At 71.7% G+C, this 16,004-nt stretch carries 15 protein-coding genes and 1 pseudogene; 7 read left to right on the top strand and 9 right to left on the bottom strand.

Annotated elements, in window-relative coordinates:
• Nucleotides 1-72: 72 nt before the first annotated feature.
• Complete coding sequence (locus tag AB0C69_RS21165; RefSeq protein WP_024936225.1) at nt 73-276, bottom strand: cold-shock protein; 204 nt, start codon at nt 274-276, stop codon at nt 73-75.
• Nucleotides 277-543: 267 nt separating this feature from the next.
• On the opposite strand from AB0C69_RS21165, the gene AB0C69_RS21160 reads away from it, so the two are divergent.
• Complete coding sequence (locus AB0C69_RS21160; protein ID WP_345183416.1) at nt 544-771, top strand: hypothetical protein; 228 nt, start codon at nt 544-546, stop codon at nt 769-771.
• A 124-nt stretch (nt 772-895) separates the two neighbouring features.
• On the opposite strand, the gene AB0C69_RS21155 is transcribed toward AB0C69_RS21160, so the two are convergent.
• Entirely contained in the window at nt 896-1,489 is a 594-nt protein-coding gene (locus AB0C69_RS21155; protein ID WP_360355944.1) for a GAF domain-containing protein, read from the bottom strand.
• A 44-nt stretch (nt 1,490-1,533) separates the two neighbouring features.
• Nucleotides 1,534-1,905: an STAS domain-containing protein gene (locus tag AB0C69_RS21150; protein ID WP_360355942.1), complete on the bottom strand. Its 372-nt coding sequence runs from the start codon at nt 1,903-1,905 to the stop codon at nt 1,534-1,536.
• Between the two features lie 459 nt (nt 1,906-2,364).
• Here AB0C69_RS21150 and AB0C69_RS21145 point away from each other — a divergent pair, with 459 nt between their 5' ends.
• The 4 genes from AB0C69_RS21145 (at nt 2,365) to AB0C69_RS21130 (ending at nt 5,797) form a co-directional block, all read left to right on the top strand.
• Nucleotides 2,365-2,652, top strand: coding sequence for a hypothetical protein (locus tag AB0C69_RS21145; RefSeq protein ID WP_345183408.1), 288 nt, complete (start codon nt 2,365-2,367; stop codon nt 2,650-2,652).
• Between the two features lie 634 nt (nt 2,653-3,286).
• Nucleotides 3,287-3,670: a MerR family transcriptional regulator gene (locus AB0C69_RS21140; RefSeq protein ID WP_360355939.1), complete on the top strand. Its 384-nt coding sequence runs from the start codon at nt 3,287-3,289 to the stop codon at nt 3,668-3,670.
• A 612-nt stretch (nt 3,671-4,282) separates the two neighbouring features.
• Entirely contained in the window at nt 4,283-5,389 is a 1,107-nt protein-coding gene (locus tag AB0C69_RS21135; RefSeq protein ID WP_360355936.1) for a hypothetical protein, read from the top strand.
• Nucleotides 5,390-5,518: 129 nt separating this feature from the next.
• Complete coding sequence (locus AB0C69_RS21130; protein ID WP_360355933.1) at nt 5,519-5,797, top strand: DUF397 domain-containing protein; 279 nt, start codon at nt 5,519-5,521, stop codon at nt 5,795-5,797.
• A gap of 100 nt (nt 5,798-5,897) precedes the next feature.
• Here the strand turns inward: AB0C69_RS21130 and AB0C69_RS21125 are convergent, their stop codons facing one another.
• The 5 genes from AB0C69_RS21125 to AB0C69_RS21105 all read right to left on the bottom strand — a co-directional run bounded on the left by AB0C69_RS21125 (nt 5,898) and on the right by AB0C69_RS21105 (nt 12,633).
• On the bottom strand, nt 5,898-7,736 hold the full coding sequence (locus AB0C69_RS21125) for an ATP-binding cassette domain-containing protein (RefSeq protein WP_360355930.1): 1,839 nt from the start codon (nt 7,734-7,736) through the stop codon (nt 5,898-5,900).
• Nucleotides 7,733-8,680, bottom strand: a complete 948-nt coding sequence (locus AB0C69_RS21120) for a Nif11-like leader peptide family natural product precursor (protein WP_360355928.1) — start codon at nt 8,678-8,680, stop codon at nt 7,733-7,735. Before AB0C69_RS21120 ends, AB0C69_RS21125 begins: the two co-directional genes overlap by 4 nt.
• A 15-nt stretch (nt 8,681-8,695) precedes the next feature.
• Entirely contained in the window at nt 8,696-11,890 is a 3,195-nt protein-coding gene (locus AB0C69_RS21115; protein WP_360355925.1) for a type 2 lanthipeptide synthetase LanM family protein, read from the bottom strand.
• Between the two features lie 107 nt (nt 11,891-11,997).
• Nucleotides 11,998-12,237 carry a cinnamycin family lantibiotic gene (locus AB0C69_RS21110; protein WP_360355922.1) on the bottom strand — a complete coding sequence of 80 codons (240 nt, stop codon included), beginning with the start codon at nt 12,235-12,237 and terminating at the stop codon, nt 11,998-12,000.
• Nucleotides 12,238-12,261: 24 nt separating this feature from the next.
• Complete coding sequence (locus tag AB0C69_RS21105) at nt 12,262-12,633, bottom strand: DurN family substrate-assisted peptide maturase (RefSeq protein WP_345183385.1); 372 nt, start codon at nt 12,631-12,633, stop codon at nt 12,262-12,264.
• Between the two features lie 579 nt (nt 12,634-13,212).
• On the opposite strand from AB0C69_RS21105, the gene AB0C69_RS21100 reads away from it, so the two are divergent.
• A complete protein-coding gene (locus AB0C69_RS21100; RefSeq protein WP_360355918.1) occupies nt 13,213-13,701 on the top strand; it encodes a DUF2231 domain-containing protein in 489 nt (162 codons plus the stop codon).
• On the opposite strand, the gene AB0C69_RS21095 is transcribed toward AB0C69_RS21100, so the two are convergent.
• A complete protein-coding gene (locus AB0C69_RS21095) occupies nt 13,689-14,756 on the bottom strand; it encodes a glycerophosphodiester phosphodiesterase family protein (RefSeq protein WP_360355915.1) in 1,068 nt (355 codons plus the stop codon). The two genes, AB0C69_RS21100 and AB0C69_RS21095, sit on opposite strands and share 13 nt — an antisense overlap.
• 280 nt (nt 14,757-15,036) lie before the next feature.
• Here AB0C69_RS21095 and AB0C69_RS21090 point away from each other — a divergent pair.
• A pseudogene (locus AB0C69_RS21090) lies at nt 15,037-15,861 on the top strand (serine/threonine-protein kinase); the annotation flags it as partial.
• Between the last annotated feature and the right edge of the window lie 143 nt (nt 15,862-16,004).

Here is a 16,004-nt window from a genome sequence, read left to right as displayed (position 1 = left end):
GCTGTGGGAGATCCCCGTGGGCCGGGAGGCCGAGCGCCGCGCCGCGCGGGCCGCGCACCGCCGATACCGCTATCAGGCGGGGACGATGTTCTCCGCCTGCAGGCCCTTCTGGCCCTGCGTGATGTCGAAGGACACCTTCTGGCCCTCCTGGAGCTCACGGAAGCCCTGGGCCGCGATGTTGGAGTAGTGGGCGAAGACGTCGGCGCCGCCGCCGTCCTGCTCGATGAAGCCGAAGCCCTTTTCCGCGTTGAACCACTTGACGGTGCCGGTGGCCATGGTCGTCTCCTTCAGGGTGTGCCCCGTCCGCACACCGTGTGCGGGCGAGGACGCCGCGATGGCCCATCCGGAAGATCCAGAAAAAACAAAAGTGCGCCTGAGGTCACTTCCAACAGGCGCACGCACATGTCTATGGGAACCGCAACTGCCGTCTACTGTACCACACGATTTCGGGCGGCCGATCGAGGCGGTGTCCGGCGCGATAATTTACCAGCCTGGTCTGCGAGAAGGCTTCAGGGAACCGCCCGGTACGCGCATAATGAGGTAATGAAACCCACCGGTCCCGCCAGACGGCGACACCTGCCCACCAGCCCCTTCGCGCCTCCGCCCGCCGCCCCGCCGGCCAAGGAGTTCACCCTCGACGACCAGGTCACGCACGACAAGTACGGGCTCGGGCGCGTCCTGGAGGTCGAGCCGGGCAACGCCGTCCTGGTCGACTTCGGGACGCGGAAAGTAAAGATCCTCTCCCCGTTCACGAAGCTTTTCCGGCTCTAGGAAGACCGCCGGAGCCCCCGGCGCGCCAGGGCCCGAAACCACGGGACGGGCGCCGTCGGCCGGGCCCGGACAGGCCTGCGGAGGCCGTTCCCCAGGCGGCGAAGGAGCCGCCGCCGCGTCGGACTCAGCCGGACGACCGCGGTTGCAGGGGCGGCTCGGTGACTCCCGGCGGGGCGCCCGGGAGGCGCGCCCCCGCCACCTCGATCAGCCGGGCGGCCATGTCGGAGAACAGGAGCATCTGGCGCGCGGTCGCCGGGCTGAAGGGCTCCGCGCCGACCCGTCCGAGGACGGCGAGCACTCCCCGCGTGGCCTCCCCCGTCTCCAGCGGCAGGATCAGGATGGGGCCGGCCGGAAGGCCGGTGAGCGTCTGATCGGCGGCGATCCGCGCGGACACGGCCCGGCGGGACGTGAACGCCCGGCCGAGCATCGACCGGCCCCGCCGCACCGTCAACCCGCGGATCCGTTCGCCGCCGGGTCCGTCCGCGACCTCGACTCGCAGCGTGTTGCCGTCCTCGCCCGGAAGGGCGACGAACGCCAGCGGCACGCGCGCCAGTTCCCGGGCCTGCGCCGCCACGAGGGCCAGCATGCCCGGCACGCCGGTTCCGTCCAGGACCACCGCGCTCATCAGCTCGAACGTGGCCGCGAGGCGCCGGCGGTCCGTCTCGCTCGGTGCGGCGCCGGCGGCGCCCCACCCGATCGATCCCGGGTCGCCCGTCATGTCGTCATCCCGTCCGCCCGCTACGCCCGGGCCTGGCCGCGCGTTCAGGCCGCGGCCGATCGAAGGCGCGCGGCGTCGACGGTGGGGCGGACGGCGAAGACCCGGGCCAGGCCGCTGACCCGCAGGAGCCTGGCCATGTGCGGGCGGGGCGCGGCGAGGACGAGCGCGACGCCCGCCGGTTCGGTGATGCGGCGGGCGCCGGTGAGCAGAGCCAGCCCGGCGGCGTCGCAGAACGTCACCTCGGACAGGTCGATGACCACGTGGGGTCCCGCGTCGCGCAGGGCGATCTCCAGGGGCTCGCGCAGGGACGGCGCGGAGGAGACGTCGAGGTCGCCGGTGATGGTGATGACGGTGTGTTCCGCGAGCGTCTCGCGGCGCAGCCCGGCCTCAGGGAAGGCGGTGCCTGCGGTATCCATCTGGGGCTCCGATCAGGAGTGTGCGTGTGGCCGGGACCGCTCAGAGACCCGCGGTCGCCGCTCCGCGGCCCGGCCGGGCGGCGGATCCGGCGCCGGAAACGGGCGTCCGTGTTCGAGAGGGACGGTGGAGCGGCGTCATGCGCGCCGGCCTGTCTGGCCTCGGGGAGACCGATCGTCGGAACCAGGGGGACGCCGGCTTGGCCGCCCGCATCGGGAACCTCTGGCTCAACCAGAGTCTACGCCTTCCGGCCCGAGCCCGCCGGAGTCCGCCGCCCGGCCGCCTCGCCGGACGGTCCTTGGGGCGGCACAAGCGAACGACGCCGCGCTGACCAGCGCCGACGCCGGTGAGCCGCACCCGCGCGCGTGGACGAGCGCGCGGAACGCGCGGCAGGGGAGACAGGGCGTGGCGGGCACGGGACACAGGGCGTACGAGGCCCTCGATCCGGGCAGGGGACGCACATGAGCGAAGTGTGGATCTCCGCCGCCGAAGGTGACGACCTGATCCGTGCCGACGCGATCGTGATCATGCGTATGGACAGGACGGGCCGGCTGACCGCGCAGCTCCGCGACGAGGCGAAGGTCAGCGTGACGCTCCTGGAAGGCTCGCCGGGCGGCACCCGCCCGCCCGCGGACTTCCACCGCCAGTTGATCCGGCTGATCGCCGAACTCGCGGACGCCAGCGGTACGCAACTGGTCCGCGCGCGGCACGAGAACGGCGCGTGGCGCTGGACGAGCGAGAGCCTGTAGCCCCGGCGCGGACCCGTCCGGGGGCCATCGGCCGGTGGAGAGAAACCAGGAATGTGATCTACGAAACTCTGTAGCAGCCGATGTAGATTTTCGAGCCGGGTCCGGGTAGTGTTCCTTCCATCGAAGAGAGACGGGTCCATGAGAAGCGGCAGAGGACGAACTGCCGGTACGGATGGATGACACCGGCCGGGCGTGCCGGGGCCAGCGCAGTGGAAGGGGCCTCGGCAGCCGGTCGGACCGGTGGCGGACGAGCCGCCGGCTGTAGTGGTGAACAGCAAGAACGCAGTACCGCAACACAACGAAGTACCGCAACACAACGAAGTACCCGAACACGCAGTACAGGTAGTGATGTCGAGGAAAGGAGGGATCGGCGCCATCGGGATCGCCCGCAGCAGGCTCCAGTCACGCCGCGCGGGTACCGCAGTTCCCCGGATTGGACGGTGGTCTACGGTCACGCATACGCGATCCCCGCGTCCCCGCCTCTTGTGCGGCCGACGCGGAAGACCGGCTCATCAAGGCCGGTAGATGGTGTTGTACCTCTGGGCCCCGGCGCCGCAGTCTGGCGTCGGGGCCCCTTGCCGTCGCCGCCTTCCGATTTCCCGGCAGTACGGAAGGTTTTGTGAAAGCACTCCACATGAATCAGACCGGCGACCAGCCCGGCGGCTCCGACCGGCCCGACGACTCCGCGGCGCTTGAGGACAAGTTCGACGACGAGGACTATCCCGCCTACAGCATGGGCCGCGCCGCCGAGATGCTGGGCGTGACCCCGGCGTTCCTCCGCAGCCTCGACACCGCCCGGTTGATCGTCCCGCAGCGCTCGTCCGGCGGGCACCGCCGCTACTCCCGCTACCAGCTGCGCCTGGCGCAGCGCGCCCGCGACCTGATCGACCAGGGCACCCCCCTGGAGGCGGCCTGCCGCATCATCATCCTCGAAGACCAGCTCGCCGAGGCCCAGCGCATCAACGCCCGGCTGCGGGAGGGCCGGCCCGAGGGCGGGACGCCGCGCCCGCCGGCCTAGGGACGGACGACCGCCCGAGCCGCGGGGCGTGATCGCAGGCGCTCTCGCCGCGACGTGACGCAGACCGGACGCATGCGCGAGATGCGCCCTGTTCCGGAGGTGTGCCGGCCGGAGGGCTTCCCCCTCCGGCCCGCCCCAGATCGTCCGTATGCCCATGCATTGGCATTCGCAATTTGTGATGCACAAATTCGCTATCTCGACGTACTTCAGATTCGTCACCCCGTATGCGTCACCTGACACGATTGAACAAATCTGAACGCGTGCGAACTTGTTTGTTTTCGCAGGTCATTCGGGTGTGATGTTTAGTTTGGTGTAGGCGTTCCGACATGCACCACTTCGTCCGAGTTGAGATGCGGGTGAGATGTGCTGCTTGTCGGTCGCGCGGTCTATGCTCCCGATACCGAGGCGGATCAATGCCCGTGGTGAACCGGATGGCCGGCGCCACCGGCCCGCTCTTCGGAAATCACGCTCGGCCACCGACGAAGACAAGGATGTGTAATGGAGCTCATCCAGCCAACGCTCGCGAGTTCGGCACGGGCCCCGCGGAATCCGGCAGGGGCAAGGCCGGCGGGAGGTCGATGACGGACGCGCCGGTTCACACCCGACCTGCTCATGAGCCGCTTGCTACGGGCGCCGGGCAAGAGCCCTCGCGATGTCGAGGCGTTCCTGGCGGAGACCCATCCCGGCGCGGACGCCCACACCCGGCTGCACGCTCTGATCTGCTGCGTCTACCACGCACCCCTCTTCGAGGGGCGCGGCAGCAGGCAGACCGTCGCCGGCAAGGCGGCGGCGCGAGGCGTCACCTCCGCCAAGCTCCGCCAGATCGTCGCCGGTGACCTCACCGGCATCACGTGGTCGGCGCTGGAGGCCGTCCTGACGGCGTGCGGTGCCTTCCAGGCCGACATCGCGGTCGCCCAGGAGCTGTTCAACCAGGTCCAGACCGCCGATCCGCACACGATCCCGCCGGCCAAGGCCGCGCCCCTGGTCGATCCGCTGGACGACTGGGCCCCCGTTCAGCCTCCTCGCCGGCCTCGTTCCTCCCGCACCGAACCGGTCGGCCCGCCACCGTGGGCCTGGCCGGAGGAGAACCCCCGGCCGGACACCCCGGCCGAAGCGGTGCCGAGCGGACCGGCCCCCGCCGGGACATCCGTCCCCACGTCCGACCCAGCACAGGACATGGCACCCGGCCCAGAGAGCACAGGTACAGGGAGCACGGGCTCCGGAGGCGCGAGTGCCGGGGCGTCGGTGCGATGCGGTCCGGACGTGCCGGGGTGCATCGCCGCCGTCGGAGGCACGACCGCAGGCGGCGCGGACGTCGAATGCCAGGACGCGACCGAGGCCGCGGCCCCGGCGGCGCAGGCCCCCGTCTCTTCGGCGGGAACCGCGAAGGCCGATCACGCAGAGATAGAGGTCGACCCGTGGACGGCCGGTGACCCCGGCGGGTTCGTGGCGTTGATGCGGAAGTTCCGCCTGCTCAAGGGCGAGCGGCCCTACCGCGAGATGGCCAAGGTCTGCGCCCGGCATCCGGCGGTGCCGCGGCCCTACGCGTTCGCCAGCTTCTGCACCATCGGCAAGAACGGGAAGCTGCCGCGTCGCGACCTGGTCCGCGCCTACATCGCCGGGGCCGGAGGCACCGACGCCGAGATCGACCAATGGCTCAAGGCCCACGCCCGGCTGGCGATCCGGCCGGGCGGCGCCTCCTCCGCGGACGAGGCATGACCGGCCGTTCGCCAGTCCCGAGATAGACGGGAGCCTTCTCGCGCCCACAAGCGCAGCGAGAAGGCCCCGCCCGGATCGCCGCCTCGTCGCACCGAGGCGACGGCTCCTTTTCATCGAGAAACCCACCGCATGCCAGAAAGGCAGGTTCTCTTCATGCCCACCCTAATCCCGCGACTCCGCGAACCAATGACCACCGTCGGACACTTCGCTCCACCGCCGGTCTGGCGTAAGAGCAGCCGCTCGTTGGGCGGCACCGACTGCGTCGAGACCGCGCGTCTGGACTCGATCGGCCACACGGTCGGGATTCGCGACAGCAAGGACCCGTCCGGCCCGCACATCGCCATCACCTCTGCCCGGTGGCGGCTTCTGGCCGAGCAGATCAAGCAAGGCCGGCACGACATTCCCTAGAACGACACCACCTGGCTTTCCACCGGGGTCCCTACGCCCGGCCCCGGTGGAAAGCCGTCGGGCGAAGCGCGCACCGCGGCTCGCCCGCCGGAAAGGGAGGTCAGGGGAGGCGGGTGAAGCGGTGGGCGGCGTGGAGGAGGGCCGCGGTCGTCAGGGCGGCCATCAGGGCGCATTCGAGGGCGAGCGGCGGATGCCAGGAGCCCAGGGCCAGGGGGCGGAACAGGTGGTGCGGGGCGTCCGGCAGGTAGGCGGTGATGGTGCGGCGCATCACGTCGACGGCGTAGGTGAGCGGGTTCGCCAGCGCCAGGCCCTTCATCCAGACGGGCATCGCGCTCAGCGGGAAGAACGCGCCGGACAGGAACACCATCGGGGCCATGATCACGGTCAGGACGGTCCCGAAGGTCTGTGGGCGGCGGAGGATGGTGGACAGCAGGACGCTCAGGACGGTCATGGCCAGCGAGACCAGGACCAGCTCGCCCAGCAGGAGGGCGATCAGGGCGCCGTCGAGCGGGACGCCGACCGGGGCGGCGGCGGCCAGGAGGATGGCGGCCTGGCAGGTGGCCACCGTGGTCCCTCCCAGGCACTTGCCGACCAGGAGTGACGCGCGGCTGACCGGGCCCGCGAGCATCTCGCGCAGGAAGCCGCCCTGCCGGTCCCACATGATCGAGGTGCCGGTGGCGAGCGCGGGCCCCTGTGCGGCCGTCACCAGCGCGCCCGAGAAGAGGAAGAGCTGGTAGGCGTCGCCGCTCGGGCCGGGCATCAGGTTCGACAGCCCGGTGCCGAGGACGAACAGGAAGATCAGCGGCTGGACCAGGGAGAGGGCGGCTCCGACGCGGTCGCGCCGGAAGTGCAGCATCTCGCGCCGCCACACCATCCCCAGGGCGCGCAGCTCGGCGCGGAGCCCGCCCCTGCCCGGCTCGGCCGCCGACGGGACCCGCATTGGGCGGGCGGACGGCTCCGGCGGGGCCTCGTCGCGGATCCGGTGCCCGGTGTGGTGCAGGAAGACGTCGTCCAGGCTGGGCGGGGTGACCCGCGCCTCGTACACGGGGACGTCGAGCTCGGTGAGCAGCCGCGGCAGCACCCGGGCGCCGTCGGGGACCTGGAGGCGCAGCCCGTGGCGGTCGCGGGTCACGTCCAGGCCGAGGCGCTCGGCGATCAGCGCCGCCGCGGCCGCGTCGTCGCCGGTGCGCAGCTGCACCCGGTCGGCGCCCAGCACCGACTTCAGCTCGGCGGGGCTGCCCTGCGCGACGATCCGGCCCGCGTCGATGATCGCGATGCGGTCGCACTGCTCGGCCTCTTCGAGGTGGTGGGTCGTCAGGAAGAGGGTGACGGACTCGGTCTCGCACACGTGCCGCAGGTGGCGCCAGACCTGGGCGCGGGCGTTCGGGTCCAGCCCGATCGTCGGCTCGTCCAGGAAGAGGATCTGCGGGCGGTGCAGCAGCGCGCGGGCGATCTCCAGGCGGCGGCGCATGCCGCCGGAGAAGGTGTGCACGGCGCGGTCGCGGCAGTCGGTCAGCCCGACCAGGGCGAGCGTCTCCTCGATGCGCGCCGCCACCTGCCCGGGCGGGACGTTGTACAGGTCGGCGTGGAACCGCAGGTTCTCGGCCGCGGTCAGCTGGACGTCCAGGGTCGACTCCTGGAAGATCAGCCCGATCCGGCGGCGCGCCGCGGCGGCGTCGGTCCGCGTGTCGTGGCCGGCGATCTCGATCCGGCCGGACGTGGGCACCGCCAGCGTGCACAGCATCGCGATCGTGGTGGTCTTGCCCGCCCCGTTGGGTCCGAGGAAGCCGAAGCTCTCGCCGGGAGGGATCGTCAGGTCGAGCCCGGCCACCGCCTCGACGCCGGGGTACCGCTTGCGCAGCCCGACCGCCCGGATCGCGGGCGTCGCCGCGGCGGGTGCGGCCGCGCCGGGCGCGGCGGTGGCGGGACGCGCCGTCACGACCGGCCCGCGATGGCGTCGAGCCAGGTGTCGGGGACGTGGCAGCCGAAGCTCCACCGGTGCCGGGGCGTCGGGTTGACGATGCAGTGCCAGAACAGGCGCTCCGGGTCCTGCTCCACCCTGAAGAACCGCGCCAGCCGGGGACGTTCCCGCAGGGTGACCAGCTCGGCGGTCTCCGGGTGCTGGTAGCGGAAGAACGAGGTGTGCTCGGCGTCGGGGAAGGGCTCGTCGAAGTCGATCAGGTACATGCGCCAGCCCGGCTGGTCCTCGTTGGTGTGCCACAGCCGGTAGCTGGACGGCGGGTACCACAGGTTGCCGGACAGCCTGACCTCGCCGCCGAAGACCTTCTCCAGTGCGTCCACCAGCCGGATCTTGGCCGCGTAGTAGTCCTCGTAGTCCGCGTGGTCGGTGTGGGAGTCCAGGTTGACGAGGTGGAAGTCGCGCCGGCGCCGGGTGTCCAGCGCGGCGCGCCACCGCCGGTACTCCGGGCTGTTCGGGGCCAGGGAGGTGGAGCGCAGGTCGTCCGCGCTGAACTCGGCGTCGAACTCCGCGAGGTCGACCGTGGACGGCTTGATCTTCAGTGCGGGCAGCACGTCGAGCACGGCGTCGAACCCGGGAAGGTCGGCCATGTCGTACTCGTAGTGGTAGAACGCGGTCGCTTCCGCGATGGGCGCCGCCGTGGCGGGCGCCGTGGCGGGCGCCGCCTCCGATCCGGCCGCGCCGGGCTTCGGGCCGGCCGTCTTCTCGGACGCCGCCTCGGGCGCGGCCTCGGAGAAGTCCGGCGAGGACGACGCGGCCGCGAGGTCCCGGGCGTCGAACAGGTAGCCGTGCGCCCGGCCGAGGCGGACCATCTCCGCGACCGCGGTCATGGCCTTCATCTGCTGCCTGATCCCGGTGTCGTGGACGGCGAACCGCAGGAACGCCGCGCAGGATTCGACGGACATAGGTCAGTTCACTCCTCAGATCGACGCGGGCGGGGGGTCCAGCAGGAGCGCCGAGGGGACCCGCTCCGGATGGGCCAGCCGCAGGAAGTGCATTCCGAACCCGGACATGCCGAGCATCAGCCCGGGGAAGAACCCGGTGGCGGACGCGGGCGGGGCGTCCTCCAGGTTGCGCCACTGCGCCTGCACCTGGACGTTGGCCTCCAGGCGGAACGCGGGCTCGTCCGCCAGCAGGGCGAACCGCAGGAACAGCTCGGCGTTGCCGGACCGGCCATGGCACAGCGAGTCGTTCATGAGGCGGGGGAAGTTGCGCATCGTCGCCGTGAGCGCGCTCCTCGCCTCGGTGAGCACCGCGTCGTCGTCCTTGCCGAGCGCCGCCCAGCTCTGGATGCGGCTCAGTCCGATGCCCGCCGCGCCGTTGCACCAGGCGTTGGCGTAGTGGCGTCCCTCCCAGAGCATTCCGCCGGGGAACTCGCGCAGGTCGTACCAGTCCTGCGCGCTCTGGTCGAAGTGGAGCGCCTCGTAGGCGAAGGCCCGCCGCCCCGCCGAGACGTACTCGGCCCGGTCGGTGAGCCGGCCCAGCGTGATCAGCGCCCAGCCGACGCCGCCGGCGCCGTGGGACAGCCCGGTCAGGTTGGCCCCGGCGGCGCCGAGGTCGGAGCCGGGCCAGGACAGGGTGTCGCCCTCGGCCTCCGCGCGGCGCAGCAGGTGCGCGGCGCAGTGGTGCGCCTGCTCCAGGCCCCGCCCGTCCGCCACGCCGGCCAGGCCGATCAGCACCGGGATGAGCCCGGCCGCGCCGTGGAAGACGTCCAGGTGGTGGTCCCCGTCGATGCGCCCGGCCAGCTCGTCGCTCAGTTCGAGGGCGTGGTCGAGCAGGGGGCGCTCGCCCCACAGGCGGTACAGGTGCGTGAGGACGTAGATCATGCCGCCGAGGCCGGTGAAGGCCCCGATGCGCCGCCGCTCCCAGGCGGCGACGGCGTGGTCGAGCGCCCGCCGCGCCGCCGCGCGGAACTCGGGACGCGGGTCGAGGGCGTCGAGGTAGGCGAGGAACAGGGCGATGCCGCCCGAGCCGTTGTAGAGGTCGCCCTCGATGTCGACCTCGTCCCGCCCGTCGGGAGTGATCACGAAGGACGTCCAGGGGGCGGCGGCGTCCGGCTCGCGGAGCATCGCGCAGAGCTGCTCCCCGAGCGCGGCCGCGCGCCCGACGCACGTCTCGGCGAAGTCGGCGCTGGTGACGTCGCCGCCGGACAGCCCGGCGGCGATGTACTGGCGCTGCTGGGCGCGGTTCCGCGCGGACAGGCCCCTGATCCGCGAAGCGGCGTGGTCGAGCGGGCTCGTCTCCAGGTCCGCGCCGACCGCGGACGCGTGGTCGTGGACGAGCCCGGTGCTCCCCGCCTCGACGCTGAACAGCGGGACGTCCCGGCGCCACATCGACGCGACCTCCCAGTCGGGGAGGGCCGCGTCCTGGTCCCACTTGCGCGGGAAGGTGCGCACGGTCTCGATCAGCAGGTCGGCCTCCAGCGGCTCCAGCAGGCAGCGGGGGTGCAGGGCGGCCGCGAGCAGCTGCGAGTAGACCTGGGTGCTCCAGTTGACGAAGCGCACGCCCGAGCCGGAGAACAGCTCGCGGACGCAGGCGGTCGCCTCGTCGGGCCGCCGCCGGAACCACTCGTAGACCCGGTCGAACCCGGACCCGATGGCGTCGACGAAGTCCTCGGCGTGCGTCAGCTCGTCCCCGACGAAGATCCGGTTCGAGGCCCCCGGGTCGACGCGCACCCCTTCGCGGTAGCTGACGGACGAGGCGAACGACACGGCGCGGTCGACCTGCGGCACCGGCATCGGCATCTCGTAACCGCCGCCGCCGGTGTACCCGCTGATCCGCATCTCGCCCTCGGGCGCCGCGCCGCTCCTCGGCCACTCGATCAGGCCGGTCCTGAAGACCGAGTCCATCAGGGTCCCGGACGGGCGCGGCCACCCCTTGGGCAGCGCCCCGAGCACCGTCTCGCAGTCGCAGATGAAGGCGTGGCCGTCCGCGACGAGGACGTTCTCGAAGTGCAGGTCGCCGCCGCCCAGCACGTAGAAGATCGCGAGGTAGCCGCCGAGTTCGGCGTAGACGCGCTCGGCCTCCTCACGGGTGGCGACCCGGTTGCGCCCCGGCGGGATCAGCGCCTCGAAGCCGTAGCCGTCCTTCGGGAGCACGGCCCGCTCGGCGTAGTCGAGGACGCCGTCGTCGCGCAGCCGCGCCAGCAGCCCCTGGAACCCGGCCTCGCCCTCAAGGCCGCGGGGCTTGTAGACCAAGGACTCGTGCGCGCCGTCCGCGAGCTCGACCTCGACGATCGCGACGCTGCGGCCGCCGGCGTGGTGGTCGGAGCGGCCGAGCCGCGCGGTGCGCACGGCCGCGACGGGCCGCCCGAAGAACGCCTCGGACAGCTCGGCGGCGCCGTCGCGAAGCCTGCCGATCATCTGGGCGCCGTGCTCGGCGAGCTGCCCGGTCGTCTGGGCGAGCCAGCGGCCCAGCAGGGGGAACTCCAGGTAGAAGCGGTGGTAGGCGGCGGCGTCGGCGAACGTCTTGTCGAGGTAGGCGAGGTAGTCGTCGCGGGTGGCGGCCGCCGGGTCGATTCCGTGCAGCCGGCAGTGCACCTTCGCGTCGGTCTCGACCGCCCAGGCCAGCGCCAGCTCGAACCGGTCGAGCAGGTAACCCTGGAAGTCGGCCACCAGCCGGGAGTCGACGCGGACCGCGGACGCGCCGGCGTCGATCGCCCGGGTCAGGCGGTGGCCGAGCTCCACCAGGAAGGGCTCGCAGGCGGTGGCGAGTCGGCCGTGGTAGACGTCGTCCGCGCGCCAGTCCGCCGCCGCGAACGCCTCGTCGCCGGGGTCGAACCCTTCCAGCGTCTCCCGGTAGACGGGGAGCCAGCCCTGGTGCAGGTCGGCCAGCATCCGGCCCAGCGGGCTCCCGGGGTCGGCGAGACCGAGTTCGTGCGCGCGGTAGGCCCGCAGGTTCTCGCGCAGCGACTCCTCGGTGTGGCGCTCCGGTCGCGGGCTGGTCTCGGCGCCGAACTTGGCGGCCAGCTTGGCGGCCAGCCGGTCGATCCTCCAGGCGTCGAAGGCCTCCAGCGGCTCCGCGCCGGACGGCGGGCCGAGGGCGGACACGATCCGGATCCGCTCGGACAGGTTCGCGGCCCGGGCCGCGAGGTCCACGGGAAAGGTCGGCTTCACTCGGGCGGGCTCCTCGCCTGGGAAAGTTCGGGGTGATGGGCCGATGGCTTCGGCCCATCGGTGCTTCCGCGAGCCCGGCGCTACGGCCGGGCGCTAACGCCGAGGCGTTACTTGGTGCTTCCGTCGCACGCGAAGGTGAACGGCCCCGAGCTGCACGTGGACGCGCAGGCGTAGGCGTCGACGGCGGCGACGCCCTCGGTCCAGTAGCCCAGCGAGGCGGTGTCCGGCTGCGCGACGGCGGTGGGGACGGCGGCGGCGGGCACCCCGAACCGTCCCGCTCCGGCGAGCAGTTCCGTGCGGATGTCGGCGTCGGCGGCGGCGTGCCGCAGAATCGTGCTGGGTGACATTTCTTCCTCCTGGTTCGTTGCTGTTCACTCGACCGTTCGAGGCGCCAGCCTGATGCCGAGTCGGCGCTCGGCCTCCTGGAACTCCTCGACGGCGATGTCCATGCTCGGCTTGTCGTTCTGCCAGTCGATCAACTCCCTTTCCTCGGGGGAAATGCCGACCCGAGTCCAGAAGAACTCGAGCCAGGTCTTGGTGGCCTGCGGGTGGAGGTCGCGGATCGGCTCGACACCGTCCGGGAACTCCTCGTTGCGGACGTCGAGCGCGAGCCTGAGCATCTCGCGCGCCTTTCCGTCCGGGGGCAGCACCGAGCACAGGACCATCAGGAACTGGATCTGGCGGACGGTCTCGATGCCCTTGTGCTTCGTCAGGTCGCTGGGCGGCTTCGGGCCAGACCTCACGGCTCACCCTCCTTGCGTTCTCGGCCGCCGGACGCGCAATTCTTCGGTGCCATTCGGGCGGCCCGCGGGACGGACATCAGGAAAACTCTGCGTACGCATTTCTTTACGCAGAGTGACGATAACAAGGGGGCGTGCGACAGGTCAATGGCGAGAAAGTCGGCCGCGCCGATCCGCCGATACCGGGAGAACGGGCCAATTCGACGGCCGTTTAGAGGCTTCCAGCCCGCTATGCGAGTACTTCACCTGACCGCCGCGGTCAGGTTTCAGTTCCCCTGGGAGACCCTTCCACTTCCCGGCCTCGGCCCGCGGGGGAGTCTCGCGGCGGCCCTCCGCCGCCGGGCCGCGCCCCCGGACGGCGGGCGGCGCATCGCCCGAATGGTGAGCGCCGAAGTTGCTCGGATTCGGTGTACATCCTCGCTTTCGAGGAAGAAAACCCCGTTCGTCCCGGCCGATATCCCGAGCTTCCGAAAAGGCCTGGAACGGTCCCTATGAAAACCTTCTGAAAGATCCGGTGAAGGTAGTGGCGCGACCACCCCTCGGATACGGTCGGCCGATCAACAGTTACCCGAAAGGCTGACCGTGCCGGACACCATCTGGGGCCTCCCCGTCCACCCGCTCATCGTCCATCTTGTGGTCTTTCTGGTTCCGCTGACCGTGTTGGCCGCCCTGGCGGTGGCGCTTTGGCCCAAGGCGCGGCGACCGGGGGCTCCCTGGGTTCTCGGCCTGGCCACCATCGCCCTGATAACGATCCCCATGGCCACCGACAGCGGCGAGCACCTGGAGGAGCAAGTCCCCCGCTCTTCCCTGGTGGAAGAGCACGCGGAACTGGGAGACACCCTGCTGCCGCTGATGGCCGCGCTCTGGGTGGCGCTCGCCGTCATCGTCGCCATCGGTTTCCACGTCCGGCGGAAGACAGAACGACCGCCGAACTGGACCAAGGCGGTGACCCTTGTGGCCGTGGTCATCGCGGTCGGCGCGGCGGTCGTCTCGGGCGTGCAGGTGGTCCGGATCGGGCACAGCGGCGCGAAGGCCGTCTGGAGCGATGTGGGCAAGGGTCAGGGCGACTGATACGCCTTGGGCAGCCGCATGCCGCGCTCGGCCATGATCCGGCGTACGCGGTCGGGGTAGTCGGTGATGACGCCGTCCACGCCCATGTCCATCAGGGCCTCGACGGTGGCGGGGTCGTCGCAGGTCCACGGGATGACCTTCAGGCCCCGGGCGTGGGCCCGCGACACCATCGCGCGGTCGGGGTAGAAGCGGAATCCGGGGTCGCCGACCTGGCCGTTCTGCGGGAACCCGTAGTTGGGCGACAGGGCGGTGACCCCCCTGACGGCGGCGGCCGCCCTCACGAAGTCGCCCCCGTAGTCGTCGACGTCGAGGCCGCCCAGCCAGGGAGAGGCGCCGGGCCGGCCGACCTGGAGGAAGTCGTAGTTCGTCAGCGCCACCAGCGGCCATCTCGGCGCGAGCCGGTGCATGCGCTCCAACGCGCCCCAGTCGAAGGACTGGATGGTGACCTGCCGCTCGATCCCTGACGCGCGGATCTCCTCGAAGACCCGGCGGACGAACAACTCGCGCGGCGCGGTCTGGTCGGGCGCCCCCGCCTCGACCTTGGTCTCGATGTTGAGCTTGACCTGCTTGGCGCGGTAGCGCCTGACCAGGTCCAGCACGTCCTTGAGCTCGACCATCCGGAAGCCGTGGACGACCTCCTGCTCGGGGAAGCCGGGCAACTGCCGGTATCCGCAGTCCATCGTCTTTATCTGGGCCAGTGTCAGATCCTTGATGTACTTGCCGACGTAGGGGTACATCGGGTCGCCGGGGGCGACCGGACCGGTGTCGCGGCATTTCTGGGCGCTGATCTGCCGGTCGTGGTTGACGACGACCTTCTGGTCCTTCGTGACGTGGGTGTCGAGCTCCAAGGTGCTGACGCCCAGGCGCATCGCCTTGCCGAACCCTTCCAGTGACTCCTCCGTCGTCATGCCGAGGCCGCCACGGTGGGCCTGTAGATCGAACTGGGTCTTCTGAGGAAGTACCCCGGGGCCTCCGGCGGTCGCCGCGCGGGCGGGCGCCGGCGCGGCGACCGCGGACGCGAGGGCCAGACTCGTCAGGACAAGGCGCACGGACATCGAGACCTCCGCTCCGTCGTGCTCCGATCAACTCCCGCGACGCTAGACCGGGGCCCGGCACCCGTGGTTGACGTGGCGTGATGGCCTCATGAACTCGCGAAGGACACGAGCCGGATCACCCTCCATGCCGAACGCGTCGCCCGCCCGACCGGACGCCCCCGCCGGAAGGAATCCGCTCGGCGTGCCGTAGGGGCGTCGCTCAGCGAAACCGCGAAGCCCGCCTCTGCGATTTGGATAGGTTTGCCTTTTGCCCGAGACGTGATCGTCAGTACCCAGAAAGGTGCGCCCTGTGCAGGAGCAGCCGAGGCGGACGCGACTGCCCAGCGGTGGCGAGCCGCTCCGGCCCGGCGACCCGCCGGCCATCGGGGAGTACGAGGTGGTCGGACGGCTGGGGGAGGGCGGCATGGGCGCCGTCTACCTGGCCCGGGACGGCGGCGGGCGACACGTCGCGATCAAGGTGATCCGCGCGGAGCTGGCGGCCGACGAGGGATTCCGGGCCCGGTTCCGCGACGAGGTGCGCAACGCCCGCCGGGTGGCCTCGTTCTGCACGGCGAAGGTGCTGGACCACGGTGAGGAGGCCGGGCGGCCCTACCTGGTCACCGAGTACGTGGACGGCACCCCGCTGGACGCCTACATGGAGACCGGAGGGGCGCTGCCGGACGGCACCCTGAACGGCGTCGCGGTGGGGGTGGCCGCGGCGCTGACCGCGATCCACGCCGCCGGGCTGATCCACCGTGACCTCAAGCCGCCCAACGTGATCCTGTCGGTGTCGGGCCCGCGAGTGATCGACTTCGGTATCGCCAAGGCCGCCGACGCGCCCTCCGGGCACACGCTGGCGGGGTTCGTCGTCGGCACGCCGGGGTGGATGGCGCCCGAGCAGGTGATGCTCGGCGAGGTGTCCACGGCCGCCGACGTCTTCGCGTGGGGCTGCCTGGTGGCCTTCGCCGGGACCGGACGCCACCCGCACGGCACCGGCACGGTCATGACGATGGCGGCCCGCGCCGAGAACGGCGAGCACGACCTGACCGGCCTGGCCGAGCCGCTGCGGACGCTCGTCGAGCGCGCCCTGAACCCCGACCCGGCGCGCCGTCCGGAGGCGCAGGAGCTGCTGCTCGAACTGGTCTCCGGCGCGTCGCCCGGGGCGGCCTCGCCCAGCACGGCGCGGACGCCGGCATCGCCAACGACGGCGACGCCGACCGGTGCCTGGCGGTGACCGCGGGCGGCGAGGTCGTCGACGGCGACCAGATC

This window comes from Actinomadura sp. NPDC048032 (genome assembly GCF_040653175.1).
Lineage (GTDB): Bacteria > Actinomycetota > Actinomycetes > Streptosporangiales > Streptosporangiaceae > Spirillospora > Spirillospora verrucosospora.
This window is presented reverse-complemented; position numbering and strand designations above follow the sequence as displayed.